The sequence below is a fragment of the Halomonas sp. YLB-10 genome, assembly GCF_003856855.1.
GTDB lineage: Bacteria > Pseudomonadota > Gammaproteobacteria > Pseudomonadales > Halomonadaceae > Halomonas > Halomonas litopenaei.
In genome coordinates this window covers 351,681-376,349 of the sequence record NZ_RRCU01000001.1, presented here as the reverse complement: position 1 = coordinate 376,349, position 24,669 = coordinate 351,681, and the positions used below count along the sequence as shown (strand labels likewise).

The 24,669-nt window shown below is 63.6% G+C and carries 24 protein-coding genes; 15 read left to right on the top strand and 9 right to left on the bottom strand.

The features are described from left to right. Positions 1-210 precede the first annotated feature (210 nt). Positions 211-405: a hypothetical protein gene (locus EBB56_RS01465; protein WP_124802522.1), complete on the top strand. Its 195-nt coding sequence runs from the start codon at positions 211-213 to the stop codon at positions 403-405. Positions 406-413: 8 nt separating this feature from the next. Here EBB56_RS01465 and EBB56_RS01460 read toward each other — a convergent pair whose 3' ends face one another. After that, positions 414-938: an invasion associated locus B family protein gene (locus EBB56_RS01460; protein WP_045992593.1), complete on the bottom strand. Its 525-nt coding sequence runs from the start codon at positions 936-938 to the stop codon at positions 414-416. A gap of 245 nt (positions 939-1,183) precedes the next feature. Continuing rightward, positions 1,184-1,897, bottom strand: coding sequence for an arylamine N-acetyltransferase (locus tag EBB56_RS01455; RefSeq protein ID WP_260425262.1), 714 nt, complete (start codon positions 1,895-1,897; stop codon positions 1,184-1,186). Positions 1,898-2,118: 221 nt separating this feature from the next. Here EBB56_RS01455 and EBB56_RS01450 point away from each other — a divergent pair, with 221 nt between their 5' ends. The 7 genes from EBB56_RS01450 to EBB56_RS21820 all read left to right on the top strand — a co-directional run bounded on the left by EBB56_RS01450 (position 2,119) and on the right by EBB56_RS21820 (position 9,413). Beyond that, entirely contained in the window at positions 2,119-2,676 is a 558-nt protein-coding gene (locus tag EBB56_RS01450) for a YgjV family protein (protein ID WP_231498492.1), read from the top strand. A gap of 104 nt (positions 2,677-2,780) precedes the next feature. Continuing rightward, complete coding sequence (locus EBB56_RS01445) at positions 2,781-3,236, top strand: arsenate reductase ArsC (RefSeq protein WP_308812402.1); 456 nt, start codon at positions 2,781-2,783, stop codon at positions 3,234-3,236. Between the two features lie 72 nt (positions 3,237-3,308). After that, complete coding sequence (locus EBB56_RS01440; RefSeq protein WP_124802518.1) at positions 3,309-4,325, top strand: ArsJ-associated glyceraldehyde-3-phosphate dehydrogenase; 1,017 nt, start codon at positions 3,309-3,311, stop codon at positions 4,323-4,325. Between the two features lie 7 nt (positions 4,326-4,332). Continuing rightward, the gene (gene arsJ, locus EBB56_RS01435) at positions 4,333-5,580 is read left to right on the top strand and encodes an organoarsenical effux MFS transporter ArsJ (RefSeq protein WP_124802937.1); all 1,248 of its coding nucleotides are present in this window, start codon (positions 4,333-4,335) and stop codon (positions 5,578-5,580) included. 96 nt (positions 5,581-5,676) lie between these two features. Then, positions 5,677-6,030 (top strand): metalloregulator ArsR/SmtB family transcription factor, encoded by a 354-nt coding sequence (locus EBB56_RS01430; protein ID WP_108131519.1) that lies wholly within the window; start codon positions 5,677-5,679, stop codon positions 6,028-6,030. Between the two features lie 180 nt (positions 6,031-6,210). Continuing rightward, on the top strand, positions 6,211-8,562 hold the full coding sequence (locus EBB56_RS01425) for a glucose/quinate/shikimate family membrane-bound PQQ-dependent dehydrogenase (protein WP_124802516.1): 2,352 nt from the start codon (positions 6,211-6,213) through the stop codon (positions 8,560-8,562). A gap of 233 nt (positions 8,563-8,795) precedes the next feature. Further along, positions 8,796-9,413, top strand: a complete 618-nt coding sequence (locus EBB56_RS21820; protein WP_185696363.1) for a hypothetical protein — start codon at positions 8,796-8,798, stop codon at positions 9,411-9,413. A gap of 309 nt (positions 9,414-9,722) precedes the next feature. Here the strand turns inward: EBB56_RS21820 and EBB56_RS01415 are convergent, their stop codons facing one another. Next, a complete protein-coding gene (locus EBB56_RS01415; RefSeq protein ID WP_124802512.1) occupies positions 9,723-9,923 on the bottom strand; it encodes a hypothetical protein in 201 nt (66 codons plus the stop codon). A 106-nt stretch (positions 9,924-10,029) separates the two neighbouring features. Here EBB56_RS01415 and EBB56_RS01410 point away from each other — a divergent pair, with 106 nt between their 5' ends. The 5 genes from EBB56_RS01410 to rpiB all read left to right on the top strand — a co-directional run bounded on the left by EBB56_RS01410 (position 10,030) and on the right by rpiB (position 14,211). Beyond that, positions 10,030-10,788, top strand: coding sequence for a FadR/GntR family transcriptional regulator (locus tag EBB56_RS01410; protein WP_124802510.1), 759 nt, complete (start codon positions 10,030-10,032; stop codon positions 10,786-10,788). Positions 10,789-10,898: 110 nt separating this feature from the next. Then, positions 10,899-11,900: a TRAP transporter substrate-binding protein gene (locus EBB56_RS01405; RefSeq protein WP_124802508.1), complete on the top strand. Its 1,002-nt coding sequence runs from the start codon at positions 10,899-10,901 to the stop codon at positions 11,898-11,900. Between the two features lie 68 nt (positions 11,901-11,968). After that, entirely contained in the window at positions 11,969-12,448 is a 480-nt protein-coding gene (locus EBB56_RS01400) for a TRAP transporter small permease (protein ID WP_221621127.1), read from the top strand. Continuing rightward, positions 12,448-13,722, top strand: coding sequence for a TRAP transporter large permease (locus EBB56_RS01395; RefSeq protein ID WP_124802504.1), 1,275 nt, complete (start codon positions 12,448-12,450; stop codon positions 13,720-13,722). Before EBB56_RS01400 ends, EBB56_RS01395 begins: the two co-directional genes overlap by 1 nt. A gap of 27 nt (positions 13,723-13,749) precedes the next feature. Further along, entirely contained in the window at positions 13,750-14,211 is a 462-nt protein-coding gene (gene rpiB, locus EBB56_RS01390; protein ID WP_124802502.1) for a ribose 5-phosphate isomerase B, read from the top strand. 143 nt (positions 14,212-14,354) lie between these two features. Here the strand turns inward: rpiB and EBB56_RS01385 are convergent, their stop codons facing one another. From EBB56_RS01385 to EBB56_RS01360, 6 genes are all read right to left on the bottom strand, one after another. Then, positions 14,355-15,617: a 3-carboxymuconate cyclase gene (locus EBB56_RS01385; protein ID WP_124802500.1), complete on the bottom strand. Its 1,263-nt coding sequence runs from the start codon at positions 15,615-15,617 to the stop codon at positions 14,355-14,357. A 248-nt stretch (positions 15,618-15,865) separates the two neighbouring features. Beyond that, entirely contained in the window at positions 15,866-17,230 is a 1,365-nt protein-coding gene (locus EBB56_RS01380) for an APC family permease (protein ID WP_124802498.1), read from the bottom strand. Positions 17,231-17,524: 294 nt separating this feature from the next. After that, positions 17,525-18,556 (bottom strand): histone deacetylase family protein, encoded by a 1,032-nt coding sequence (locus EBB56_RS01375; protein WP_108131523.1) that lies wholly within the window; start codon positions 18,554-18,556, stop codon positions 17,525-17,527. Between the two features lie 69 nt (positions 18,557-18,625). Then, positions 18,626-20,110 (bottom strand): FAD-binding oxidoreductase, encoded by a 1,485-nt coding sequence (locus tag EBB56_RS01370; protein ID WP_124802496.1) that lies wholly within the window; start codon positions 20,108-20,110, stop codon positions 18,626-18,628. Continuing rightward, complete coding sequence (locus EBB56_RS01365) at positions 20,110-21,486, bottom strand: Na+/H+ antiporter NhaC family protein (RefSeq protein ID WP_045991891.1); 1,377 nt, start codon at positions 21,484-21,486, stop codon at positions 20,110-20,112. Before EBB56_RS01365 ends, EBB56_RS01370 begins: the two co-directional genes overlap by 1 nt. Positions 21,487-21,664: 178 nt before the next feature. Further along, positions 21,665-22,957: an FAD-binding oxidoreductase gene (locus EBB56_RS01360; RefSeq protein ID WP_108449707.1), complete on the bottom strand. Its 1,293-nt coding sequence runs from the start codon at positions 22,955-22,957 to the stop codon at positions 21,665-21,667. 466 nt (positions 22,958-23,423) lie between these two features. Between EBB56_RS01360 and EBB56_RS01355 the strand changes: the two genes are divergently transcribed. Both EBB56_RS01355 and EBB56_RS01350 read left to right on the top strand, forming a co-directional pair. Then, positions 23,424-24,146 (top strand): GntR family transcriptional regulator, encoded by a 723-nt coding sequence (locus tag EBB56_RS01355; protein WP_108449706.1) that lies wholly within the window; start codon positions 23,424-23,426, stop codon positions 24,144-24,146. Positions 24,147-24,217: 71 nt separating this feature from the next. After that, the gene (locus EBB56_RS01350; protein ID WP_124802494.1) at positions 24,218-24,664 is read left to right on the top strand and encodes a VOC family protein; all 447 of its coding nucleotides are present in this window, start codon (positions 24,218-24,220) and stop codon (positions 24,662-24,664) included. Positions 24,665-24,669 lie beyond the last annotated feature (5 nt).

Sequence of the window (24,669 nt, the reverse complement as noted above, 5' to 3'; positions counted from 1 at the left end):
CTGGTCGTTGTCGCCATGCTTGCCGTTGCCTTGGCGTGTCACGGTCGAGGCTTTGCCCCTGCAGCTGATCATAGGCAATTTACCTGCAACTTATTGTTCCACTTTGGGCCGAAGTCGGCGCCCTTGGCTAAGCGTACTTAGGTGCACGAGTGCCGTAGCACGGCCTCGGCTCTGCCGACCGAAAACGGCAGCGGGAGAGGACCTAAAGGAATGCGCGAGCGCAAGATCGGTAACAATGCGACTGGCAGAAAATCGACAGGTGGGGAGAAGAGACAGGAGAGACAGGAGAGACAGGAGAGACAGGAGAGACAGGAGAGACAGGAGAGACAGGAGAGACAGGAGAGACAGGAGAGACAGGAGAGGAGAAAAGACAAGGGACACGCCACCCGAAGGCGGGTGGCGTGAAGGATCGATCAGTTCTGGTCGACGCGATCCTTGGCGGCGCTGAAGCCCATCAGCGACACGTTGAGGTCCTGACGCTGGCCGCGCGGGTTGACGATGCTGACGGTGGCGGTGCTGCCGGCCTTCAACTGGTTGAGCAGTTGCGGCTGCAGCGGGATGTCGGCACGGCAGCCCTGGGGCACACACACCTGGTAGGGCATGCCCACCGGCTCGTTGGTATCGACCTTGAGCTGCAGGCCTGGGGCCAGACGTACGCCCAGCGGAACCAGGAAGGTCATGGCAGAACCGTCCAGCTGAGCAGGGTTGCCGACCACGACCCGAAGGACCGGCTCGCCATCGGCACCATTGACCAGCTGGGTCATGGAGCAGGAGCCGTCGGACGGGTTGACCGGGCAGTTGACCTCCCAGGACTGGAAGGTTTCGGTGTTGACGGCGGGTCCGGCATTACCGGTGCTCTGGGCGAAGGTCAGCGGCGACAGCGCCAGCAGGCTCAGCACACCGGCGGCACGCAGGCCGGACGCAAGGCGATTGAACATAAACGGCAGGCTCCTTTCCAAATCCATTGGCAGACAAAGGCTCGGGGCATAGTTCAACACGGAATGGGGCCTGTTGGCGACTGTCGCGAGGGGTTAAGGGCACTGACCACGGCGCCATGTCGGATTTTCTCTTTTTCTCAGCCCAGCCCAGCCCAGCCCAACCCTACACAAGATGCGGTCGACCTCGGGTAGCGTGGAAGCAGGAGCGACTGCGGGATCGATCGAGAGATCGACAGCGGGATCGACTAGAGTGGGGCGAGATCCTCGTAGCTGGCCTTCAGTACGATCCCGAAGTGCTCTTCCAGCGCCGCCAGATAGGCCGCGCCCGGGGGCAGGAGCTGTTCGCTTGCCGCGCCCCCGCGTCGGATCTTCAGGGTGAAGTCGGAAAGGCTGATCTGGCCCTCGGGGGTGGTCAGCGCGGCCATGCGCGAGGTGGTGAAGTGCAGGCCTGGCCAGGTGGAGGTGAAGTGATTGGCCATCTGAATATCACCTTCGCACACCGTGGTGAAATCGACGCTATAGAGGTCGACCCATTGGGCTCCCATCAATGATTGCAGCATGATCCCGTAGCAAGCGTTCTCCACCAGTCGTAGTGTCTGGTCTCCGATGTGGAGCGGGGTGTCCGGGGTCAGCGGTATCGGGGCACAGGGCGTATTGGTGCCGAAGCCGGCGTCGACCAGCCATTGGCGGTTGTCCAGCGTCACCAGCGATACCTGATGACTGCGCCCGGTGGGGGTTCCCGACAGATGCACACGTCCCAACAGGGCCCTGGCCTCGAATCCGAAGGCCTCAAGTGCCATCAGCAACAGGCCGTTGAGCTCGAAGCAGTAGCCGCCCCGGCGTTGACCGATGAGCTTGGCCAGAATGCCCTGGGCACTGACATCCACGCCGCGGCCCAGGCAGATATCGAAGTTCTCGAAGGGCAGCGAGGTGAGCTGGGCGCGATGCAGCGCGTGCAAGCACTCGGCAGACACCTCGACAGGTTGCACAAGGCCGATACGCTCAAGGTATTGGTCGCAGGGAAAGTCCGAGAGGGGCATGGGCGGTTACGCGTAGCAAAGTTCGGTTTAGCCTAGTGCGAGGGCAGCGGCCTTGCCAGCCTTCGCGCGTCGTCACCACGCATGCGGACAGGCTCGGTCGCTTGCCTGCCTGCCCGGCACAGCGCAACAGCCGTGCTAGGATGACCGATCCTTTTTCGATCGCTTGGGGGCTTGGCATGGAGGAGATGGGGCTGCGATGGCTCGCCGGGCAGGCCGTCAGCCTGGTGGCGCTCACGCTCTGTGTGATCGGCTTCGCCAGCCGGCATGACGACAAGCTCCTGGTATTGCTGCTGGGAGCCAACCTGGCCTTCGCGACCCAGTTTGCCCTGCTGGGGAGCTGGGTAGCCGCGTCGATCTCGGCCCTGATCATCCTGCGCATCGCTCTGGCGCGACGCTTTCCCGGCAATCTGGCGATCATGCTTGGCATGTTGCTCGCCACCTTGCTGGTAGCGGCGCTGACCTGGAGCGATGCGCGTGATCTTCCTGCCCTGGCGGCAGGGCTGCTTGGCACCTTTGCCATGTTCATGCTCAGAGGGGTGGCGATGCGTCTGGTACTGGCCGGCGCCGCCTTCTGCTGGATCATCAGCAATCTGCTGGCAGGTTCGCTGGGTGGCACTCTGGCCGAGACGCTGATCTTCGCCACCAACATCATCACCATCGTGCGCCTGAGGCGCCAGGCCTCGGCCGCCGCCCACTGATCCTGGCGGCTGTCGTCGATTCCTTGTGGTGGACGCGAAACGGTCACGGAATTGACATCCTTGTCTCGTATATATGAAATTCCATATATCCTGAGGCGCCCCCGATGACGATGTCACAAGAGTCCCGCAAGCAACGCGTGTTGTTTCTGTGTCACGCCAATTCCGCTCGCTCGCTGATGGGCGAGGCGCTGTTGCGCCACCTGGCCGGTGATCGCTTCGATGCCTTCAGCGCCGGTACCGAGCCGGACGAGCCGCATCAGAAGACGCTGGCCGCGCTCAAGGAGCAGTCCATCAGCACCGAGGGGCTCGCCAGTCAGTCCCTCGACAGCTTCGAGGGACAGCACTTCGATGCCGTCATCGTGCTGTGCGACAAGGCCCAGGAAACCTGTCGCGACTGGGAGGGCAGTCGCGACGAGCATCTCTATTGGGATATCCGCGATCCCCGTGGCATCGAGCGTGACAACGCCTACGCCCAGGCGCTTCAGGAAATCCGCGTGCGCCTGATGCTGTGGCTGCAGATCAAGGATCGTGATCGCGCCCGCCACCTGGCCGACGATTGATGGCGTAACCCTCTGTCGGCAGAGCCTGGCGGGTGCCGGGGCGCAATACTCACTTTCTAAAGCGAGACTTTCATGACGCTACGTATCGGTATCAATGGTTTCGGGCGGATCGGCCGCCTGGTGGTTCGCAGTCTGTGGCCGCGTATCGCCGCTGGGGAGGTCGACCTGGTTCGCGTCAACGATCCCGGTGGTGACGCCGCCACCTTCGCCCACCTGCTGGAGTTCGATTCGGTGCACGGCCACTTTTCGCCCGAGGGCGGGATCAATGGCGAGGGCGAGCAGCTGAACCTCGACGGTCGCGCGGTGGCCTTCAGCGGAGCAAGCGTGCCGGCCGACGCGGACTGGTCCGGCTGCGACGTGGTGATCGAATGCTCCGGCAAGCACAAGACTCTGGACAGGCTTCAGGCCTATCTCGACCAGGGCGTGCGGCGCGTCGTGGTCAGCGCGCCGGTCAAGGAGGAGGGCGTGCTCAACGTGGTCATGGGGGTCAACGATGATCTCTACGAGCCCGAGCGGCACCGCATCGTCACCGCCGCCAGTTGCACCACCAACTGTCTGGCCCCGGTGGTCAAGGTGATTCAACAGTGTTTCGGAATCCGTCATGGCTCCATGACCACGGTGCATGACATCACCAACACCCAGACCATCCTCGACGCGCCCCACAAGGACCTGCGTCGGGCGCGGGCCTGTGGCATGAGCCTGATCCCTACCACGACCGGGTCGGCCAAGGCGATCACCGCGATCTTTCCCGAGCTCGAGGGCAAGCTCAATGGCCACGCCATCCGCGTGCCGCTGGCCAATGCCTCGCTCACCGACATGGTCTTCGAACTTGAGCGCGAGGTGACGGTGGATGAGGTCAACGCCGCCCTGCGCGAGGCCGCCGAAGGGGAGCTTGCCGGTATTCTCGGCTACGAGGAGCGCCCGCTGGTTTCCATCGATTACCGCACCGACCCGCGCAGCTCGATCATCGATGCGCTGTCGACCATGGTGGTCAACGCCACCCAGCTCAAGCTCTACGCCTGGTACGACAACGAGTGGGGCTACGCCAACCGCACCGCAGAGCTGGCGCTGAAGGTGGGTCGTGGCTGAATCGTTGATGGCGCGGGTGAAGGCGCTGCCCTTCGAAATCCGCCAGTACCTGCTGATCACCGGCAACTACTGGGCCTTTACCGTTACCGACGGCGCCCTGCGCATGCTGGTGGTGCTGCACTTCCACCAGTTGGGCTATTCGCCCCTCGAGGTGGCGATGCTGTTCTTGTTCTACGAAGCCTTCGGGGTGATCACCAACCTGGTGGGGGGCTGGCTCGGGGCACGGCTGGGGCTCAATCGCACCATGAATCTGGGACTCGCTCTGCAGATCGTGGCGCTGGCCATGCTGATGGTGCCGTCCTCGGCGCTGAGCGTGGCCTGGGTCATGGCGGCCCAGGCATTGTCGGGCATCGCCAAGGACCTCAACAAGATGAGCGCCAAGAGCGCGGTCAAGGTACTGGTGCCCGCCGAGAGTGCCTCGGCAAGCTCTACCCTGTATCGCTGGGTGGCGATCCTGACCGGCTCCAAGAACGCGCTGAAGGGGGCCGGTTTCTTCCTCGGCGGCCTGCTGCTGACGCTGATCGGCTTTCGTGGTGCGGTCATCGTCATGGCGCTGATGCTGCTGGCGGTGCTGGTCCTCTCGCTGGTTCGCCTCAAGGCCGATCTGGGGCGCGCGAAGCGCAAGCCCAAGTTCTCCGAGATATTTTCCAAGTCCCGCGCGATCAATGTCCTGTCGGCCGCGCGCCTGTGTCTGTTTGCCTCCCGGGACGTCTGGTTCGTGGTGGCCTTGCCGGTGTTTCTCTATGACCAGCATGGCTGGAGCCACTGGACGGTGGGCGGGCTGCTGGCGATCTGGGTGATCGGCTACGGCGGTGTCCAGACCCAGGCGCCCCGGCTGACCTCGCTGATGGCAGGAAGCCAGCGACGCACGACGGTATTCTGGGCGCTGGCCCTGGCGGGGCTGCCAGCCCTGCTGGCGGTGCTGCCGCTGGCTCAGGTGGGCTGGCTGGTGGTGGGCCTGTTGCTGTTCGGGGTGCTGTTCGCCATCAATTCGAGCTGGCACAGCTACCTGATCGTGCACTACGCCCGCGCCGAGGGTGCCTCCATGGACGTGGGCTTCTATTACATGGCCAACGCCATGGGGCGCCTGCTCGGCACCTTGCTGTCGGGCTGGCTGTATCAAAGCCAGGGGCTGTCGGCCTGCCTGTGGGTGTCAGCGGCGCTGGTGCTGGCCAGCGCCCTGATGGCACTGGCCTTGCCCGGCGATGGTCAGCCTGAGCCCGCAGCCGCTGACGACGAGGCAAGGCCCGCTTAAGATAGTCGGCCCGCGGAGGAACCCCGTGACGCTGAACGAAGAAGGCCGCTGCCCAGGGAAAAAAGATGAACAGGCAAAGATGAACAGGAAACGCCGATGATGTCGCTGGACCCGTTACGCCTCTACAAGTGCCTGTCGGAAGAGACGCGCCTGTCGATCATGCTGTTGCTGCTGCAGGAAGGAGAGCTCTGCGTCTGCGAAATGACCGCGGTGCTCGAGGTGTCGCAACCCAAGGTGTCACGCCACCTGGCAGAGCTGCGTCGCTGTGGGTTGCTCCAGGATCGTCGCGATGGCCAGTGGGTCCACTACCGCCTGAGCGCCGAGCTGCCCGACTGGGCGCTCGACTGTCTCGAAGCCGGCGCCCGGGGGCGACGGGCCGAGCTTGAGGCATTGCACGCAGGACTGGCCAGGATGGGGGATCGTCCGCAGCGCTGCGAGAGCCTCTGCTGAGGCGCTGTCGCCTTCCATGGTCACCCTGATCGCCTTGCCCGGCCTTTGAAAAGACGCAGGCAACTTGCCTGTATTACAAGAAGAGGGCCTACACTGAAGCTGTGCACCGGCATGTTAATTCTCATGCTAACCAATTAACATGCCGGCCACTTAAACGATTCAGTGCAAGGACCTTGGATCATGATCATCTACTCCCTCATCCTGTTGTTGGTGGGGCTTTCGCTATTGGGGGGCGGCGCCTGGCTGGTCACCCTGGGTGGAAGCTGGTACTACGCCCTGGCCGGTCTGGTGCTGATCGCGGTGGGCGCCATGGCGCGCTCCCGTCGCGTGCCGGCGCAGCTGTTTTACGCCGGGCTGCTTGTCGCCACGGCCGCCTGGGCCCTCTGGGAATCCGGCTATGACTGGTGGCCGCTGGCCACCCGCATGGGCCTGTTGATGCTGCTAGCCATTCCGCTGCTGTGGCCGCCGCGTGCCGGCAAGCGTCTGGGTACGGCGGTGCTGCTGCCGGTCTGGGCGGTGCTGGGTGTAGGCCTGCTGGGTAGTCTGGCGGTGGACGCTCATCGCATCGAGGGGCGACTCAACGAGGACGAGATCGTCCAGTCACCCGAGCTTGGCGATTCGCCGGAGGCGAGCTGGCATGCCTACGGCCGCAGCAACCTGGGTCAGCGCTACTCGCCGCTGGACCAGATCACCCCGGATAACGTCGGCGAACTGGAACTGGCCTGGCAGTATCAGACCGGTGACAGGAAGGGCCCTGACGACGTCGGGGAGACCACCTACGAGGCCACGCCGCTGAAGGTGGGTAATGCGCTGTTTCTGTGTACGCCGCACAACTGGCTGGTGACGCTGGACGCCGATAGCGGCGAGAAACTTTGGCAGTATGACGCCAAGGTGCCTGCGGAAAGCTCACGCCAGCACCAGACCTGTCGTGGCGTCTCCTACCTGCCGCCGGCATCCGGCGATGGCGATAGCCTCGACGTCGCGGCGGCGAGCCAGCCGGCCGAGGCGCTGGAGCCGATCCAGTGCGACGCCCAGCTGTTCATGCCGACCTCCGATGCGCGCCTGCTGGCCGTCGATCCGGCCACCGGTGCCCGCTGCGCCAACTTCGCCGACAACGGCGAGCTGGACCTGATGCACAACATGCCGTTCACCCAGTCCGGCTTCTACTACTCGACCTCGCCCCCCGTGGTGGCCAATGGCCTGGTGGTGGTGGCCGGGGCGGTCAATGACAACTACGCCGTCGATTCACCCTCCGGCGTGATCCGCGCCTACGACGCCAGGACCGGCGAGCTGCGCTGGAACTGGGATTCCGGCAACCCGAACGAGACCGCGCCGATCGGTGAGGACGAGACCTACGCCACCAGCTCCCCCAATAGCTGGGCGGTGGCCAGCGCCGACGAAGAGCTGGGGCTGATCTACTTCCCGATGGGCAACCGGACCCCGGACCAGCTCGGCCACTTCCGCAGTGAGGCCGAAGAGAAGTTCGCCACCTCGGTGGTGGCGCTGCGTCTGGACAGCGGCCAGGTGGAGTGGGTCCAGCAGTTCGTCCACCACGACCTGTGGGACATGGACACCCCGGCGCAGCCGAGCCTGGTCGACCTGGAGACCGACGAGGGCATGCAGCCCGCGCTGGTGGTGCCGACCAAGCAGGGGGACGTCTACGTCCTCAACCGCGCCACCGGCGAGCCGATCTTCCCGATCACCGAGGAGCCGGCACCGCAGGGCACCATCGAAGGCGACTACGCGGCACCGACCCAGCCCAGGTCTGCCCTGAGCTTCCGTCCGCCGAAGCTGCGCGAGGCCGACATGTGGGGAGGCAGCCTGATCGACCAGATGGTCTGCCGTATCCAGTTCCGCTCGCTGCGCTACGAGGGTCAGTACACCCCGCCGTCCGAGCAGGGCACCATCGTCTTCCCCGGCAACTTCGGCGTCTTCAACTGGGGTAGCCTGGCGGTGGACCCCAAGCGCCAGGTGATGTTCGGCATGCCGCTGTATCTGGCCTTCACCAGCACCCTGGTGCCCAAGGATGGCGCCGAACTCGGCGAGACCAACCAGGGTGAGCAGGGGCTCAACGAGAACGCCGGTGCCGACTACGCGGTGGAGATGAAGCCGTTCCTGTCGCCGCTGGGCATTCCCTGCCAGCAGCCGCCCTGGGGCTACGTGGCCGGCACCGACCTGCGTACCGGTGAGGTCGCCTGGCAGCACAAGAACGGCACCATCGAAGACATGACAGCGCTGCCGCTGCCCTTCGAGATGGGGGTGCCGGGTATCGGCGGTCCGATCATCACCGACGGAGGAGTGGCCTTCCTGGCGGCGTCCGTGGACGACTACTTCCGTGCCTACGACCTGACCACCGGCGAGCAGCTGTGGGAGTCGCGGCTGCCAGCCGGCGGCCAGGCCACGCCGATGACCTACCTCAATAGCAAAGGCGAGCAGATGGTCGTGCTGGTGGCCGGGGGGCATGGCTCGATCGGCACCACCATCGGTGACTACGTGATGGCCTACAAGCTGCCGGATCAGGCGTCACAGTAGGCGAGCAGGGAGGGGAGCCGAACATCCGGCTCCTGCCCTGAAACAACGCCGTTGCAGCAAGAGCCCTCGTCGGATACCCGACGGGGGCTCTTGCTTAGGTAACGGGGCGGATGACCGGGGTGCGGCAAAACACCCGCTACCGGCCATAATAAAAGATTCAGATAATGGGGATCTTTGTGCCGCTTCGGGATCGTGTGTCCCGACGGCCTACCGCCAGGGACAGGGAGAAACGCATGTCAGATATCGTCCTCTACGTGATGATCTACGCGGCCGTGCTGTTGTCGATCTATCAGGTCTACTACATCTACTACGAGCAGCACTTTGCCGACTTCGAGAAGCGTCCCGGAATGGACGCCGAGGCGCTTGAGGAGCTGTCTCGGCTGGCCGAGCAGGCCAGGAATACCGGTGATCGCGAGGCCTTTGCCCGGGCGGTGAACGAGCGCTTCGATGGCCGCGTCGACCCCAGGGTAGCGCTGGCGGCCTTTTCTCGGGACGACGAGCCGGTCAATGCCGCCATGCTGCTACGCCGGCGTCGCCAGATCGTCACCAATGGGCGCATCATGGTCCGCCATCTGGCCAGCTGGACGACCCGCCCGCCGAGCCGGGACCTGCGTGGCACCCTGATCATCGTGATCATCGCGCTGTGCCTGTCGGTACTGGGGCTGGGTGGGCTCAGCGTCTATACCATCGGCTATCAACTGGGCTCACCGGCGTTCGCCTGGGCCAACGATCCCGCCGTCCTGCTTTCGTTGATCGCGCTGCTGATCGTCGCCACCCACCTGGTCTACAAGCTGGACGTCTACCTTCACGATCTCTACGAAATTGGCAGGCTGAATCCGCACTTTCGCTAGGGCTTGTCTGAAAAGTGCCTGCGCTCGGTAGTACGGCGTTAAAAATCGGATCAAAATGCTCATTTACACCCCGTAAACTGCGCTTTTTCACCGATTTTTGCCTTGTCTAACCTTCGCTCGTCGACTTTTCGGACAGCGCCTAGGTGGTGACGGTACTGCAGCGGCACGTCCAGGCTTCAGTCGCTGGTTCGCAGATAGGCGTGTCGGTCGTCTGTATTGGCTAGATGGTTGCCTTGCCTGGGTGCGTCGACCAAGCGCCAGATATTGAGGCCCCGCTTAGGCGGGGCCTTTTTGTGCAATGTGCCTGCGTCAGGCTTGTGCGCCCCTGAATCGTTGGCGGAAGGCGCGTTGCCGCTTCAGGAAGGCGCTGGAGGTTGAAAGTGGTAAGACCACATGGCTGGCACCAAAGTCGCCTTTTGCAGCCCAGACCTGACGACTATGGTTCAAGGCATTGACGAGAAAGCGTCGGATTTCGCGGAAACTGGCAATAAGAAGGGCGGCGATCAGCATTGTCGTGACCGGCGAGAGTCGCTGTTGATGTGCGTCAGGTGAAATGGTCGAGAAGTGGTCTTGAGGGCTCTTAAGAGGTAAGACCAGTTGGATGGGAGGATGACCAATGTTGGACAGCGCGATCCGTGAGGGCGAGTCGGTCAACGGCTATCAAAGAGTGTTCGAGGTCTTTCGTGAACGCGTCCTCAATGGCGAGTGGCGGCCTGGCGATCGTTTGCCCAGCGAGCGTGAATTGGCTCTGGAGCTCAAGGTAGGCCGACCGCTGTTGCGTGAGGTGATGCGCTCGCTGGAGATGCTCGGGGTCCTCGACATCCGTCACGGCAAGGGCGCCTATGTGGCCAAGGCCGACTTCAAGGTGTTGTCGGATTTCTTCGCCTTTTACCTGGCTCAGGAGAAAAACGCCCTCGACGACGTCATGCAGGCCCGGATAGCCATCGAGTGTCAGGCGGTGCGACTGGCCTGTGATCGCGCTACCGATAACGACATCGCCCGCATAGAGACCTGCTTCAAGCAGTTGATGGCCACGCTTGAGGATCCCGAGCAGGGCGGGCGCGCCGACTACCAGTTTCATCTTGCCATCGTCGAGGCCAGCCATTGTCAGTCGCTGATGACCTTGTACCACGCGATTTCCGCGCTGTTGCTCAAGAGCCACGTCCAGCGTCGACAGATCACCCTTGGTTCGGACGAGGTGATCGAGGCGCATATCGATTCTCACCGACAGGTGTTCCTGGCCATCGTCGAAGGCGACGGTGACAAGGCCAACCAGCGCCTGCGCGAGCATTTTTCCATCGGCGACGAACTGCGCCGCAAGAGCATCATCGCCGCCTATACCCAGGAAGCCGAAGCAGGCCTTGGCCGACGTTGAGCGCCAGCCATCGTCATGGCGCCGCGTCAGTCTGTTGCCAGGAAGGTGACGACGCACCATCGATACCGAAGTACGACAACGACAATACAACGCTACGAGAGGTGAGCCTGATGAATTTCAAGACCGCTGCGACCCTTGCCACTCAGGGGGTGGCCCTGAGCCTCGCGATCAGCCTTTCGGCTGCAAGCGCTTCTGCCGAAACGATTCGCTATGCCCATGTCGGGGCTGAAGGCGATCTGCAGACACGTTATGCCAGCGAGGCGGCAGAGGCCATCGCCGAGGCCTCCAATGGCGAGTTGGAGATCCAGGTTTATCCGGCCAGTCAGTTAGGTGGCGTTGCCGAAATGGTGGATGGTGTGCGCATGGGCTCCATCGGTATGGGACATCATGACTTCGCGTCCCTTGCGCGTATCGTTCCCGAGGCGGCGGTGTTCAACGCCCCCTATATCTATCGCGATGCGGCCCACGCCCTGGCCGCCACCGATCCCGAGACACCCGCGGTCAAGGAGATCAACGAACGGTTGATCGAGGACGGTGGGGTGCGCATCGTCGGGCGCATCTATCGCGGTGCACGGCATGTATCGTCCAACTTCGAAGTCAAGTCGCCGGCCGACCTCAAGGACAAGCCCTTCCGGGCGGTTCCGCTGGATCTGTGGATCTCCATGGTCAAGGGTTTTGGCGCCAACCCGACGCCGGTGGCGGTGTCGGAATTGCCGACCGCGCTGATGACCGGTCTGGTGGTTGGGCAGGAAAACCCGCTGACCATGATCGCCGCCAACAAGCTCGATGAAGTGCAGTCCCACGTGGCCCTGACCGGACATATGCACTCGGTGCTGGCCGTCTTCATCAACGAGGATGTCTGGCAGGGACTGTCCGATGACCAGCGTTCTGCAATCACCGAGGTCCTCGACGACAAGGCCGATGAGTCGCTCGAGTGGGCTCAATCGTCCGAAGATGCCCTGGTGGAAGAGCTCAGAGGCCGTGGCATGACGGTGATCACCGCCGACGACGGCCTCGATCTCGATGCCTTCCGTGAGCAGGTCAGCGCGCAGATCAGTGCCGACTTTCCCTCCTTTGACAGCTATGTCGAGCAGATCGCCAAGGTCGATTGAACCGGCAAGCATCGTCAGCGATGGGCGGGGCGACGCCCCGTCCATCGAGAGGAAATAAGGAGAACGCCGTGTCCGGCTTGAAGCGTTTCTGGCAGGGGCTTTGTGCGCTGCTGCTGGTCGGCATCGTGGTAGTGCCACTGTCGCAGGTGGTAATGCGTGATCTCTTCCTGTCACCGCTGGTCGGGGCCGAGGAACTGACGCGCTTTCTGCTGGTGTGTCTGGTCTTCGCCAGCTATCCGCTGGTAGTAGGCCACGGCGAGAACATCGGCATGAGTGAGCTCCGCGATATGCTGACCGGCCGGCCTCGTCGTCTGCTCGATACCACCATTTTCGTGGCGTCGGCGGTGGCCAGCGGTGTGGTGGCGTTCGCTACCATCACGACCATCGCCGATAACCTCAACAATGCCACCCCGACCCTCAAGATTCCGTTCTGGATCTTCCTGGGATCTACCGCTATCGGCTTCGCGGTGGCGGCACTGCAGCATGTGATACGGCTGCGTGGCCAGTCCGCGACTGCATCTCATGACGATCCGCCGGAGGTTTCCTGATGGGACTGGCCTTGATCGTTGCCTTTCTGGTGCTGTTTCTGCTGGGCTTTCCGGTGGTCTACGCCATCCTGTTGCCGGCTATCGCCTATGTGGTGGTGGAGGGCTTTCCGCTGGGGCTGCTGGGGCAGCGTGTCACCTACGCGCTGGACAGTTTTCCGCTGGTGGCGGTGCCAATCTTCATCTTTGTCGGCAACCTGATGAACCTCTCCGGTGTCACCGACCGCATCTTTCGCTTCGCCGACACCCTGGTGGGGCGAGCCCCGGGAGGCTTGGCCCAGGTCAACATCTTTTCCAGCCTGATCTTCTCGGGAATGTCCGGGGCGGCGCTGGCCGACGTGGGTGGGCTTGGCAAGATCGAGATCGAAGCCATGCGCAAGCGCGGCTTCAAGGCACCCTTTGCCGCGGCGGTGACCGCATCCTCTGCGGTGGTCGGGCCGATCTTTCCGCCGAGCATTCCGCTGATCGTCTACGGCTCGGTGACCAGCGTCTCGATCATTCAGTTGCTGATTGCGGGTATCGTGCCGGCACTGATCTGTGTCGCACTGCTGATGATTACCGCCGCAGTGCTGGCACTGCGCTCCGACATGCCACGCTCTGCTCGCTGGCCGACGGCCAGGGAGGTCGTCACGTCGCTGCTGCCTGCACTGCCGGCGCTACTGGCACCAGTGCTGATGATCGCCGGCATGATGCTGGGACTGTTTACCCCCACCGAGGCGGCGGCGGTGACCGCAGCCTATGTGGTGCTGATCAGTGGCATGATCTACAAGGAGCTTACCTGGGCCCATCTGTGGTCCGCGCTGCAGGCGACGCTGCGCAGTACCAGCGCGATCCTGATCATCGTTGCTGCGGCTTCGCTGTTTGGCTGGATCCTGGCGGTGGAGCAGATACCCCAGAGCTTTGCGGCCTTTATTTTGCAGATATCCACAGATCCGTTGGTACTGCTGTTGATTGCCAACCTGATCTTCTTCGTGGTGGGCATGTTTCTGGATTCCACTACCGCGACCCTGCTGGTGGTGCCGGTGATTGCCCCTCCGATGGTGCTGGCGGGTGTCGATCCCGTACATCTGGGGATTGTCGCCATCTTCAACCTGATGATCGGGCTGCTGACGCCACCCATGGGGCTGTCGCTTTACTTGATCTCATCGATTGCTCAGGTCAGCTTGCGGCAGTTGTTGAAGGCGTTGATTCCGTTCTACGTCCCGCTGTTCCTGACCCTTGCGATCATCACCTTTGCCTCCGATCTGGTGCTGTGGCTGCCGGGTCTGATGCGCTAACTTTCCCTTGCCAGCAATGGAGTTGTCATGAAACTCGTCATTGGTTCAGATCATGCGGGCTTTCCGCTGAAGGCCTCCGTCGTGGCCTTTGTCGAATCCCTCGGTCATGAGGTGCAGGATGTGGGCTCCTACGATGACCAGCCGGTCGACTTCCCCGATATCGCCAGAGAGGTGACCTCTCGTGTCACCTCCGGAGAGGTCGAGCGTGGACTGATGGTCTGTGGAACCGGAGTGGGCGCGGCCATCGCCGCCAACAAGGTCAGGGGAATTCGTGCCGCCGTGGGCCATGACGTGCACTCGGCGCACCAGTGTGTCGAGCATGACGACGTCAATGTGCTGTGTATCGGCGCACAGATCGTGGGCCCCTGGCTTGCCAATGATCTGATCAAGGCTTTTCTGGAGGCGGAGTTCTCCAGTGATGAAGAGTACCGCCGGCGGGTGGAGAAACTCCACGCCATGGAAGGTGGACAGGGGCCGGTCGAGGGCTAGACCGAGGGTCAGGTCGAGAGCGGCGTGGCCGATTCAGGGTGATGTGATGGCCGAACCGGAATACCAGCAACCGCCCTCATGGAGACAGCCAAAATACGATCCTCGAAAATATGACCACGGGTGCACCGATGCCGGCGGCTACATCAGCCGTCTTCCAGCACCACCAGGCCGTAGCTGCCGAGCTCCGGCAGTCCGCCTGCACTGGTGCGCAGGGATAGACCACCATCCTCGGCGACATCGAAGGCCATCACCTGGCCGGTGTTGCCGACCAGCTGATAGAGGGTGTCGCCGTCGGGGCTCAGCGCCATGTCCGAGAAGAACAGCAATTCGCCGTCGTCCTTGTAGGCGGTAGCATCCTCGAGGGCGATGCTGCCGTTCGGTTTGACGCTGTAGCGGCTGATGGAACTCGACAGGGCGTTGGCGGTGTAGAGAGTGTCGCCGTCGGCGTTCAGCGCGACCCAGCAGTTGGCGATCTCTCCTCCTTCCATGGCAGCGCCGGTCAGGGCGTCGGCGGTCTTCAGGGTGAGTCCGCCATGATCATCCAGCACATAGCTCGAGACCGAGCTGGTCTGCCAGCTGTAGAGCGGGCTCTGGGGTACCTTGTCGGCCTCCTCACGCAGGCCGAACTCCGGCGTCAGGAAGCGTGCCTCCGACATCAGCAGGGTCTCGCCCTGGTCCCCCTGGCCGATGGCGAAGCCCACCGGTATGGCGTGGAAGCGTTCGGCCGGCGCACGCGGGCTGTCCACGCTGGCGATCGGATCGGCGGACAGACCATCGTCACTGACCGCAAAGCTGTGAATCTTGCCGGTCACCAGCTCGTTGACGATGACGAAGGCTCCGGAACGCGAGAAGGCGATGGTCGAGGGGCGGGCGCCCAGGTCGCGCCGGCTGCCCTGGATCGCGATCAGTCCTTCGGGGGTGTGGCGATACAGCGCGATGGAGCCGGCCTGGTTGCTGTCACCCACGCTGGCGGAGGCGACGAGGTGGCCGTGGATGGCGACAGAAATCGGGAAACGGTCCGAGGCCGTCACGCTGTTGACGGCCTGAAGGCTGCCGTCGGGGGCGCGGTTCATCAGGCTGAGGGTACCGTCGCCTGGGTTGACCGCCACCATCCAGCCGCCGTCCGCGGAGGCCGCGATGGCGTTGGCGGAGATCAGGGGGTCATCGCCGTTGGCCAGCGGGTGGTCAGGGTTCTTCTCCAGAGCCGGAATCTCCAGATCACCGGTACCAAGGCCCCCGGTGGGATACTCGGAGGCTAGGGAAAGCGTGCCGTCATCGTCGGCATGGAAGGCGGCGACCGAGTTGCCTTCGGTCTTGTTGGTGACCACGTAGATCGTTTCTGCCGCCAGGCAGGTGGACAGCGGGGCAAGTGTCAGCAGCATCAGGGTGGGCAGGCGTAGCGTCATGGGCGGGGCTCTCCATGGGAAGGGACTCTCGATAGCTGTCTCTTACCTTAGGGCAGTCCTGCAGCGGTGCTCTTCATGGCTGTGCCTTGCCACAACACGGCCGGAAAAAAGGTCGATGCGATGCCTCGATGCGCGATCTTGCAAGGTTTGTGGTGCGCCAAAGAAGAGCGCCGACATCCCGGGATGTCGGCGCTGTGGGCAGGGGCTGTAAACCGCGACGCTCTGATCGGAGGCGCCGCGGTCAGCGCTCAGTTTTCCTTGAGCTCCAGGTCCGGTACTTCGACCTTGAACAGGCGGGTCAGATAGAGCAGGTAGGCAAAGCCGACGGCGACCCAGGTGAGTCCCACCTGGAAGGTGTTGAGCGACAGACTCGACCACAGCCAGATAGTCAACAGGAAGCCGACGCTTGGCATGACGCCGTAGCGCAGCAGGTTCTTGGATTGCATCAGGTGCTCATCCACCAGGTAGTGCTTGATCACAGAAAGGTTGACGAAGGAGAAGGCGACCAGAGCACCGAAGCTGATCATGGTGGCGGCCAGCTCCAGGCTGATGACCAGCGCCATCAGCGAGATGGCGCCGACGATCAACGTCGACCCCAGCGGGGTGCCGTAGCGCTGGCTGAGCTTGCCGAAGACCTTGGGCAGGACCTGGTCGCGGCCCATGGCGAACAGGATCCGGGAGACGCTGGCCTGGGCGGCCATGGCCGAGGCGAAGCAGCCTGCTACATATGCAGCGGTGAAGAAGGCGACCAAAAAGCCCCCGCCGGCGCGGCGCATCACGTCCACCGCGGCCGAGTCGGCGCTGCCGAAGTTGTGATAGTCGGGAAACACCAGATGCCCGACCCAGGAGGCCAGAATGAACAGGCCGCCGCCGATCAGGGTGCACAGCATGATGGCGCGGGGGATGTCACGCTTGGGCTCGCGAGTTTCCTCGCACAGGGTAGAGACGGCGTCAAAGCCAAGAAACGACAGGCACAGGATGGCGGCACCACCGACGATGGTGGTCCACTGGAGCCCTTCGCTGTGGAAGGGCGCCAGCAGCGAGGGGGCTTCGCCACCGGCGATGACCTTCAGCGAGATGGCGATGAAAGTGGCCAGAAAGACGAACTGAAAGCCGATGATGATCAGATTCATCTTGGCCACCAGCTTGATGCCCAGGATGTTCAGTGCGGTCACGGCGACGATGGCTCCTACCACCCAGACGCCCTGATCGATGGCGGGGAAGACCTCCTTCATGTAGATCCCGATCACCAGGTAGTTGATCATCGGCAGGAAGATGTAGTCGAGCAGCAGCGCCCAGCCCACCATGAAGCCCACACGGCCACCGAAGGCGCGGCGTGTGTAGGTGTAGGCGGAGCCGGCGGTAGGGTAGTGCTCGACCATCTTGCCGTAGCTGTAGGCGGTGAAGAACATCGCCGCCAGGGTGATGACGTAGGCCATGGGCACATGGCCGCCGGTGGTTTCGGTGACCACGCCGTAGGTGGTGAATACGGTCAGGGGCACCATGTAGGCGAGGCCGAAGAACACCAGGGCGGGCAGGCCCAGGATGCGCTTGAGGCCGCTGTCCTGGCCGTCGGGGGCCTCGGGGAGGCTGGAACGTCGTTGTTGTGTCATGGGTCGGTTCCTGTTGTTGCTGTTGTTGTTCTGAGCGCGGCTCAGGGCGTGGTCTACCGCCCGTTTCAGGTTGCCGTCGTCGATGCGGTCTGGTGGCTGCGTCGGGGGAGACGTTTCGCCGAGCCGTGCACGGTCCCCGTGGCAAACCAGTATGGGAAACCGGCGGTGCTCGCGTGGCGCTGACGCCCGTCCGGGACAAGCGACCTACTGATGTCGTACGGGGCGTCGAGCGTTTTCGTCGAATCGGTCGTGCCTTGTGCCTTGTGCCTTGTGTCTTGTGCCGTGTGCCGGGGCTCAGGCGTTGTCGAAGCCCTTGAGCACGTTGATCGCATTGACCCCGATTTCTTCCACCGCGTAGCCGCCTTCCATCACGAATAGTGTGGGCAGACCGATGCGCTTGAGGCGGGCGCCGATGTCCAGGTAGTCGTCGCTTTGCAGGGTGAAGGAGCTGATCGGATCGTTCTCGAAGGTGTCGACCCCGAGGGCGATGATCAGCATGTCCGGGGCGAAGTCCCTGACGCGCGCGATGGCGTCATCCAGCGCCTGCGCCCAACGGGCGTAGTCGGTGCCGCTGGGCAGGGGGTAGTTGACGTTGTAGCCCTCGCCCTCACCTCGTCCGGTCTCGTTGGCGAAGCCGAGAAAGTAGGGGAACTCGTCCATGGGGTCGCCGTGCAGCGAGAGAGTGAGCACGTCGCTGCGCTCGTAGAAGATGTCCTGGGTGCCGTTGCCGTGGTGGAAGTCGATGTCGAGGATGGCGACCCGCTGGTGGCCCCGGTCCAGTGCCCGCTGGGCGGATACCGCCACATTGTTGATGAAGCAGTAACCGCCGTACTGGTCCCGCGCGGCGTGATGGCCGGGCGGTCGGCACAGGGCGAAGGCTGGCGCGCCGCTGTCGAGCACCTGGTCCACGGCGGTCAGGGCGATGTCCTTGCTGAGCAGGGCCGCCTCGAAGGTGTCTGCGTTCAGCGAGGTTTCTCCGGCCAGGGCGTAGTAGCCAAGGCGGCCCTCGATATGGCGGGGTATGGGGCCGCCGGGCATCCGCCGTGTCGGCCAGATATTGGGAATCGCTTCGCCTTCGTAACCGGCCGCCTGCCAGTCGCGCCAGGCAACCCGCAGAAAGTCGATGTAGTCCGCGTCATGGATGGCCAGCACCGGCTCCAGTCCATGCTCGTCGGGGCCGCGGATCTCGCCGATGGACTCGGTCCTGGCGCGTTCGATGATGTAGTCCACCCGCTCGGGACACTCGAAGGGCGCGACCAGTTGGCCGGCAAACAGCTCGGTGAGAGTGCGACGGTCGCGGGTGGCGTCGCTATGAACGATCAACATGGCGGTGTCTCCTTTGGCAGTTCCGGGGCAAGGTGACGAGTGTGCGGCCTGCATCGCGGCTGTCGCTGTCTACTCGATCACGGCGGCAAAACGGTCGTTGAGTCGGCTCAGCGCCGGGCCGATCAGCGGCAGGTGGCGCTCACGCGACGCCAGGGCCTCCTCGGTGGCGTAGCTCAGGGTGATGGTCTGGGCGCCCAGCCAGCGCAGGGGTTCGGGCTCCCAGCGACGAACCACCTGGTCCAGTGCACAGCCATCGAAGGCCCAGGGGGCCCGTGTCAGCGGTGTGTCCTGTCCACAGAGCATCTCTGCCAGGGTGCGCGCCATCAGGTGGCTGGCGGCGACGCCTTCGCCGGCATAGCCGCCGGCGGTGGCGATGCCGGCTCGCCGATCGACGAGGGCGTGGGGGCGAAAGCTGCGCGAGAGGCCCAGGGTGCCGCCCCAGCCGTGGCTGATATCGACCTCGCCGAGGTCGGGAAACAGATCCTGGAGCAGCGCCTTGCGCATCTGGATGTCGCCCTGGGTGATGGAGGCCTGGTGACGCGGACGGGCGTTGAAGCGGTAGCGACCCCTGGCGCCGAAGATCAGGCGACCGTCGCGGCTGCGATGGCCGTAGTTGATCAACCGGCTGGCGTCGGCGAAGGTCGGTCGCTGTGCCAGGCCGATAGCGTCCCACTGGCTCTGACTCAAGGGCTCGGTGGCGATCACCAGGCTGGAGACCGGGACCAGGTGGGGACGCAGCTGGGGCAGGGTGTTGTAGCCTTCGGTGGCCATCACGATCATCGGTGCGCGGATGCTGCCCTGGGGCGTGGTCACCTTGCCGGCGTCGATGCTCGTCGCCGGGCTTTGTTCGTAAAGCCTGACCTGCATGGCCGCGAGTCGCGCGACCAGCCCATCGATCAGCTTGCCGGGGTGCAGCGTGGCGACCTGACGATGAAAGATGCCACCGAAGGGGCGGCGGAAGCGGGCCCGGTCGCTGAGTTCGTCGGCGGACAGCCAGCGGCAGTCATGCTGGCGATGGCCGAGTTCCAGCAGGTGTGCGAGGTAGTCCCGCTGGAGCGCCTCCTGGGCCGGGTAGCGGGCCGCCGCGTAGAGTGCCCCGCCCTTGTGGAAGTCGGCGTCGATGGCTTCCTGCGAGAGGGTCGCGCCGATCTCGTCGACATTGGCGGACAAAAGCTCGCACAGCGCCTGGCGCCGGGCCAGGGACAGGCCCTTCAGGTGCCGCTCGAGGCCCGCCAGGTTGCCCACCACCCAGCCTCCGTTTCGCCCGGAGGCTCCGTGGCCGAAGCGCCTGGCCTCGAGCACCCGGATGTCTTTCTCCGGGGCCAGGCGCTTGAGGTGATAGGCGGTCCACAGGCCGGTGAAGCCACCGCCGACAATGACCACGTCTGCCTGTTCATCCCCGGTCTGTTCATCGATAGCCTGTTTATCCCCGGTCTGTTCACCGATGGCCTGTTCATCGATGGCCTGTTTATCAATGGAGAGGGGGGCGAGTGGGACTCGCCCGTTGTCTCGGTGTGACCAGAAGATGGCGTCGTTGGACGGTGCTTTCGTCATCACATGAATCCCAGTACCAGATAGAGGGCGGCGGCCAGCAAGCCGGCCAGGGCCGCGTAGGGCAGTTGGGTAAAGGCGTGCTGGAAGGGCGTGCAGCCGCTGGCTTGGGCCGTCAGCACCGTGGCGTCCGAATAGAAGCAGGCGTGGCTGCCGAAGGTGCTGGCCGAGAGGGTGGCACCGATCACCAGCGTCATGTCGGCGCCCAGATTGTGGCCCAGGGTGGTGACGATGGGCAGGATGATCACGAACACGCCCCAGTTGGAACCGGTGGCGAAGGAGACGAAGCCCATCAGCGCAAAGATGATGAAGGGCAGGATCTGGGCGTTGATCAGCGGTTCGACCGTGGTGATGATGTACTCGTTGAGTCCCAGGGTGGTGTTGACGTCATTGAACATGAAGGCCGCCACCAGCACCGCCAGGGCATCCAGCATCGACTTGAAGCCCTCCAGAATGTTGTCGAAGGTCTCGCCGGGGGTCAGCTTCTTCAGGCCGATGAAGGCCACGATCATGCCGGCCAGGGTCACGAAGATGCCCATCAGGAAATCGAGATCGAAGTACCAGGTGAAGAAGGCCAGCGACATCATCGGCAGCAGGAACATCCAGACGCTGCTGCGTGTCTGGTCCTTGGCCGCCAGGTGGGCGATCTCTTCATCGATGTGCTCGGCGCCGGGCGGCACGCAGCGACCCTCGAGCTGGGCGCGCTGCTCGGCGCGCTTCATCGGGCCGAACAGCGGAATCTTGCCGTAGGCGACCAGCGGCACCATGGCCACCGCGATCCACGGATAGAACATGAAGGGGATGGCCTGGATATAGGTCCAGACTCCCTGGCCGTCGGCGGCCAGGCCGTTCTTTTCGATCAGCGCGCCGAAGAACACCGCCCAGGTCGAGATCGGGATCAGTACGCTGATCGGTGCGGCGGTGGAGTCGATGACGTAGGCCAGCATCTCTCGCGACGTCTTGAAGCGGTCCGTCACCTGACGCATCGAGGTGCCGACCGCCAGGGAGTTGAGGTAGTCGTCGACGAACAGCACGATGCCCATGAACCAGCAGCCGAGCAGCGCCCGGGGCTTGCTGGTGATGTAGCGCAACAGGCTTTCGGCGAAGGAACGCGAGGCGCCGGATTTCAGCAGCAGCGCAATGATCGAGCCCATCAGCCCGCATACCGCGATCACCCAGGCCACGTCCTCGTCGGTCAGGACGTTGAGCAGGCTCTCGGAAAGGGTGGACAGGGCGCTGGTCGGCTCGATCAACAGGGTGCCGACGAAGGCGCCGGCCACCAGCGGCTCGAGCGCGCGACGGCTCCACAGTGCCAGCAGCAGTACAACGGCGGTGGGCAGCAGCACCAGCCAGCCGCCTGCGGGGAAAAACGCTTCCATGGATGTCCTCCTGGACGATCATTGTTGTTGGTGAAGCGACCTGGCGATGGCCGTGGGTCGCGTCGATCAGGAGCGTGGCGTGACAGCTATTGGTTGTCGTTGATGTTGTCGTTGGCGTCGTTGATGGTGAAAGGTCCGGTCGATATCGAGCTGCCGACGGCGAGTCGGCGGCGGACGCTCAGCGCAGTTTTTCGCGCAACTGGTAGTACCACATGCCCGCGGCCAACAGGCCGTTGCCGAGGCGCTCGCTGACCGGGATGCGCCAGTGGCGCATGTCGGCGAACAGGTCGAACTCCTCCAGCTGACCGCTGACCGCCCTGGCCATGATGTTGCCAACGATATGCGAGGTGGCGATGCCGTGGCCCGAGTAGCCCTGGGCGTAGAAGACGTTGGGTGACAGCTTGCCGAGCTGAGGGATGCGGTTGATCACGATGCCCGCCTTGCCCTGCCACTGGTAGTCGAGCGCGATGCCCTTGAGCTGCGGGAAGGTGTGTTCGAGCCGGGGGCGCAGTTCGGCGCCGATATCCGCTGAGTCCTGGCCGGAATAGTTGGCGCCGCCACCGAACAGCAGGCGACCGTCGGCGGTCAGGCGGTAGTAGTCGAGCACGAAGCGGGTGTCGTAGACCGCCAGGTCCTGGGGATTGATCGCGGCCTGCTGCTCCCGGCTCAGCGGGGCGGTGGTGACGATGCCGAGAGAGGCGGGGAACAGCTTGCCCTTGAGCGCCTTGCGCTCCAGCCGGTGATAGGCGTTGCCGGCCAGCACCACGCTGTCGGCGTGGATCTGGCCACGCTCGGTGACGACACAGGGGGTAGCGCCGTGGCGAATCTCGGTGACCCGGGTGTCCTCGAACAGCAAGCCGCCCAGGTCCTCAAGGGCGCGGGCCTCGCCAAGACACAGGTTCAGCGGGTGCAGGTGCATGTTGTAGTCGTTGCGCACCGCGCCATGGTAGAGCTCGGTGCCCACCAGTTCGCGCGTCTGATCGGCGTCCAGCAAACTCAGGTGCCGGGCGATCTCGTGGCCCTGGGCCGCTTCGACGTCGCGCTTAAGCTCGGCCATGTGGCTCGGTCGGTAGGCGGCGTGCAGGTGGCCGAACTTCAGGTCACAGGCGATGGCGTACTTGTCGACACGCTGACGCAGAATGTGGTGGCCTCGCCAGCGAAGATCCCAGACGAAGTTCTCGGCTGCCTCTCGCCCTAGCGGGCCGGAGAGCTGCTTGAGCATGGCATCCTGCCCCGACAGGCTGCCGGTGACCTGACCGCCATTGCGACCGCTGGCCCCCCAGCCGATCCGGTTGGCCTCGACCAGCGCTACCCGGTAGCCACGCTCGGCGAGTTCCAGCGCGGTGTTGACGCCGGTGAAGCCGCCTCCGATCACCGCAACGTCGACCCGATGCTCGCCCTCGAGCCTGGGGTATTCGGCTTCTTCGTGGATGGTCGCGGCGTAGTAGGACGCGCAGCGCGGTTCGCTCATGACGACTCCCGAAACGATGGCAGCTTGTTATTGGTGTGATCACATGTTGTGATCACACTAGCAGGGCTTGCAGATGCGCACAAGATGCGAATTCGACCCTGGGCGGCCCAGGCTGCGGCGTCTCGGCGTGGGCTATCGTCATCGAGATGGGCTAGTCTTGACGCCAGACGCAGGTAGATATAGCCGTGATGGTGGCAGGCCAGCGGCCTGTCGGGTTTTCCGCCGATGGTGACAGACGAGCGGTCGACGGGCGGCCGGCAAAAGAAGCAAAAGGGGAGTGATAGAAAAGTTATAGTGGGTTGGCGTGAGGAGTGAAGTGGAGAAAGGAATGGCGAGGGGAATGGCGAGGGGAATGGAGAAGGGAATAGAGAGCGGAATGGCAGAAAGGAATGGAGAGCGGAATGGAGAAGGGAATAAAGAGCGGAATGGCTGAGAGGAATGGACAGAGGAGTGACAAGGAAGCGCAATGACCGACGTTCATACTGACAATAGCGATGACGCCATGGTCGCGCCGATCGGCACGGAACCATCGCCTCCGCCCTACCTGCCGGATACCGCCTCGACCCGAATTCACCGGGACCTGAGGCGTCGTCTGTGCGAAGGGGCCTTCAGTCCGGGCGAGGTGCTTTCGATCCGCGGCATCGCCGCCTGCTATGACACCAGCGCCATGCCTGCTCGGGAGGCGCTGCGCTGGCTGGTGAGCGAGGGGGCTCTGCAGTTTGTCGACAGCCGCAAGATCATCGTGCCGCACTTGAGCCGGGAGCGCTTCACCGAGGTGCTGTTCGCCCGCAGGCGGCTGGAAACCGAGTTGGCCCGGCAAGCCTTTACCGCGATCGAGCACCAGCACATCGACGCCCTGGAGGCGTTGGACGATGGCATCAATCGTGCCATCGAAGCTGCTGATCTCAAGAGCTATATGCGTGGCAACCACGCCTTTCACTTTCTGATCTACCGGCTGAGCGGCTCGACGGTATTGCTGCCGCTGGTCGAGCAGCTATGGCAGCAATACGGTCCCAGCATGGGCTTTATCTGCACGCGTTGGGGCGGCTCCGCCATCGCCGACGATCACCATCGTGAGATTACCCAGGCGCTGCGCCGGGGGGACAGGGACGCCTTCTGTCGCGCGGTGACCGCCGACATCGAGCAGGGAATGCGGCTGCTGGACGACTACTACGCCTCGTCGAAGTGATTTCTGGGCTATCTTGATGACGTCCGGCGCCAGTCCTTCGGACCGCCGACCCGAGCATCGAAAGAACGTCGTTGAGTCATCAGGAAAAGCTCATGCAAATCTACCCTTACCTGTTTTTCGACGGCCAGTGTGAAGAGGCCCTGGCGTTCTATGCCGAGCTGATGAACGGCCGAGTGAGCGAGCTTCATCGCTACAGGGACATGCCCGCCGATGCACCTGATGCTGGATGCGGGGAAGCGGGCACACCGTCACCAGAGCACATCATGCATATGCAGATCGAGGTGGCGGGTCATGTGCTGATGGGGTCGGACGCCTCTGGGGAGGCGCCTCAGGGCTTTTCTCTGGCGCTGTCAGTGGACACGCGCGAAGAAGCCGAACGGCTTTGTTCCGGGCTTGCTGAAGGTGGAGAGATCATGTTGCCCCTGTCGGAAACCTTCTGGGCCGAGCGCTTTGCCCTGGTGAAGGATCGCTTCGGCGTCGCCTGGATGGTCATGTATGAAGGCGCACGTGGCGGCTGAATACC

What these genes read in the sequence shown, in the direction of transcription:
- EBB56_RS01465 (WP_124802522.1), top strand. Translation starts at nt 211, where the DNA reads ATGCGCGAGCGCAAGATCGGTAACAATGCGACTGGCAGAAAATCGACA.
- EBB56_RS01460 (WP_045992593.1), bottom strand. Translation starts at nt 938, where the DNA reads ATGTTCAATCGCCTTGCGTCCGGCCTGCGTGCCGCCGGTGTGCTGAGC.
- EBB56_RS01450 (WP_231498492.1), top strand. Translation starts at nt 2,119, where the DNA reads ATGACCGATCCTTTTTCGATCGCTTGGGGGCTTGGCATGGAGGAGATG.
- EBB56_RS01445 (WP_308812402.1), top strand. Translation starts at nt 2,781, where the DNA reads ATGACGATGTCACAAGAGTCCCGCAAGCAACGCGTGTTGTTTCTGTGT.
- EBB56_RS01440 (WP_124802518.1), top strand. Translation starts at nt 3,309, where the DNA reads ATGACGCTACGTATCGGTATCAATGGTTTCGGGCGGATCGGCCGCCTG.
- arsJ (WP_124802937.1), top strand. Translation starts at nt 4,333, where the DNA reads ATGGCGCGGGTGAAGGCGCTGCCCTTCGAAATCCGCCAGTACCTGCTG.
- EBB56_RS01430 (WP_108131519.1), top strand. Translation starts at nt 5,677, where the DNA reads ATGATGTCGCTGGACCCGTTACGCCTCTACAAGTGCCTGTCGGAAGAG.
- EBB56_RS01425 (WP_124802516.1), top strand. Translation starts at nt 6,211, where the DNA reads ATGATCATCTACTCCCTCATCCTGTTGTTGGTGGGGCTTTCGCTATTG.
- EBB56_RS21820 (WP_185696363.1), top strand. Translation starts at nt 8,796, where the DNA reads ATGTCAGATATCGTCCTCTACGTGATGATCTACGCGGCCGTGCTGTTG.
- EBB56_RS01415 (WP_124802512.1), bottom strand. Translation starts at nt 9,923, where the DNA reads ATGCTGATCGCCGCCCTTCTTATTGCCAGTTTCCGCGAAATCCGACGC.
- EBB56_RS01410 (WP_124802510.1), top strand. Translation starts at nt 10,030, where the DNA reads ATGTTGGACAGCGCGATCCGTGAGGGCGAGTCGGTCAACGGCTATCAA.
- EBB56_RS01405 (WP_124802508.1), top strand. Translation starts at nt 10,899, where the DNA reads ATGAATTTCAAGACCGCTGCGACCCTTGCCACTCAGGGGGTGGCCCTG.
- EBB56_RS01395 (WP_124802504.1), top strand. Translation starts at nt 12,448, where the DNA reads ATGGGACTGGCCTTGATCGTTGCCTTTCTGGTGCTGTTTCTGCTGGGC.
- rpiB (WP_124802502.1), top strand. Translation starts at nt 13,750, where the DNA reads ATGAAACTCGTCATTGGTTCAGATCATGCGGGCTTTCCGCTGAAGGCC.
- EBB56_RS01385 (WP_124802500.1), bottom strand. Translation starts at nt 15,617, where the DNA reads ATGACGCTACGCCTGCCCACCCTGATGCTGCTGACACTTGCCCCGCTG.
- EBB56_RS01380 (WP_124802498.1), bottom strand. Translation starts at nt 17,230, where the DNA reads ATGACACAACAACGACGTTCCAGCCTCCCCGAGGCCCCCGACGGCCAG.
- EBB56_RS01375 (WP_108131523.1), bottom strand. Translation starts at nt 18,556, where the DNA reads ATGTTGATCGTTCATAGCGACGCCACCCGCGACCGTCGCACTCTCACC.
- EBB56_RS01370 (WP_124802496.1), bottom strand. Translation starts at nt 20,110, where the DNA reads ATGACGAAAGCACCGTCCAACGACGCCATCTTCTGGTCACACCGAGAC.
- EBB56_RS01365 (WP_045991891.1), bottom strand. Translation starts at nt 21,486, where the DNA reads ATGGAAGCGTTTTTCCCCGCAGGCGGCTGGCTGGTGCTGCTGCCCACC.
- EBB56_RS01360 (WP_108449707.1), bottom strand. Translation starts at nt 22,957, where the DNA reads ATGAGCGAACCGCGCTGCGCGTCCTACTACGCCGCGACCATCCACGAA.
- EBB56_RS01355 (WP_108449706.1), top strand. Translation starts at nt 23,424, where the DNA reads ATGACCGACGTTCATACTGACAATAGCGATGACGCCATGGTCGCGCCG.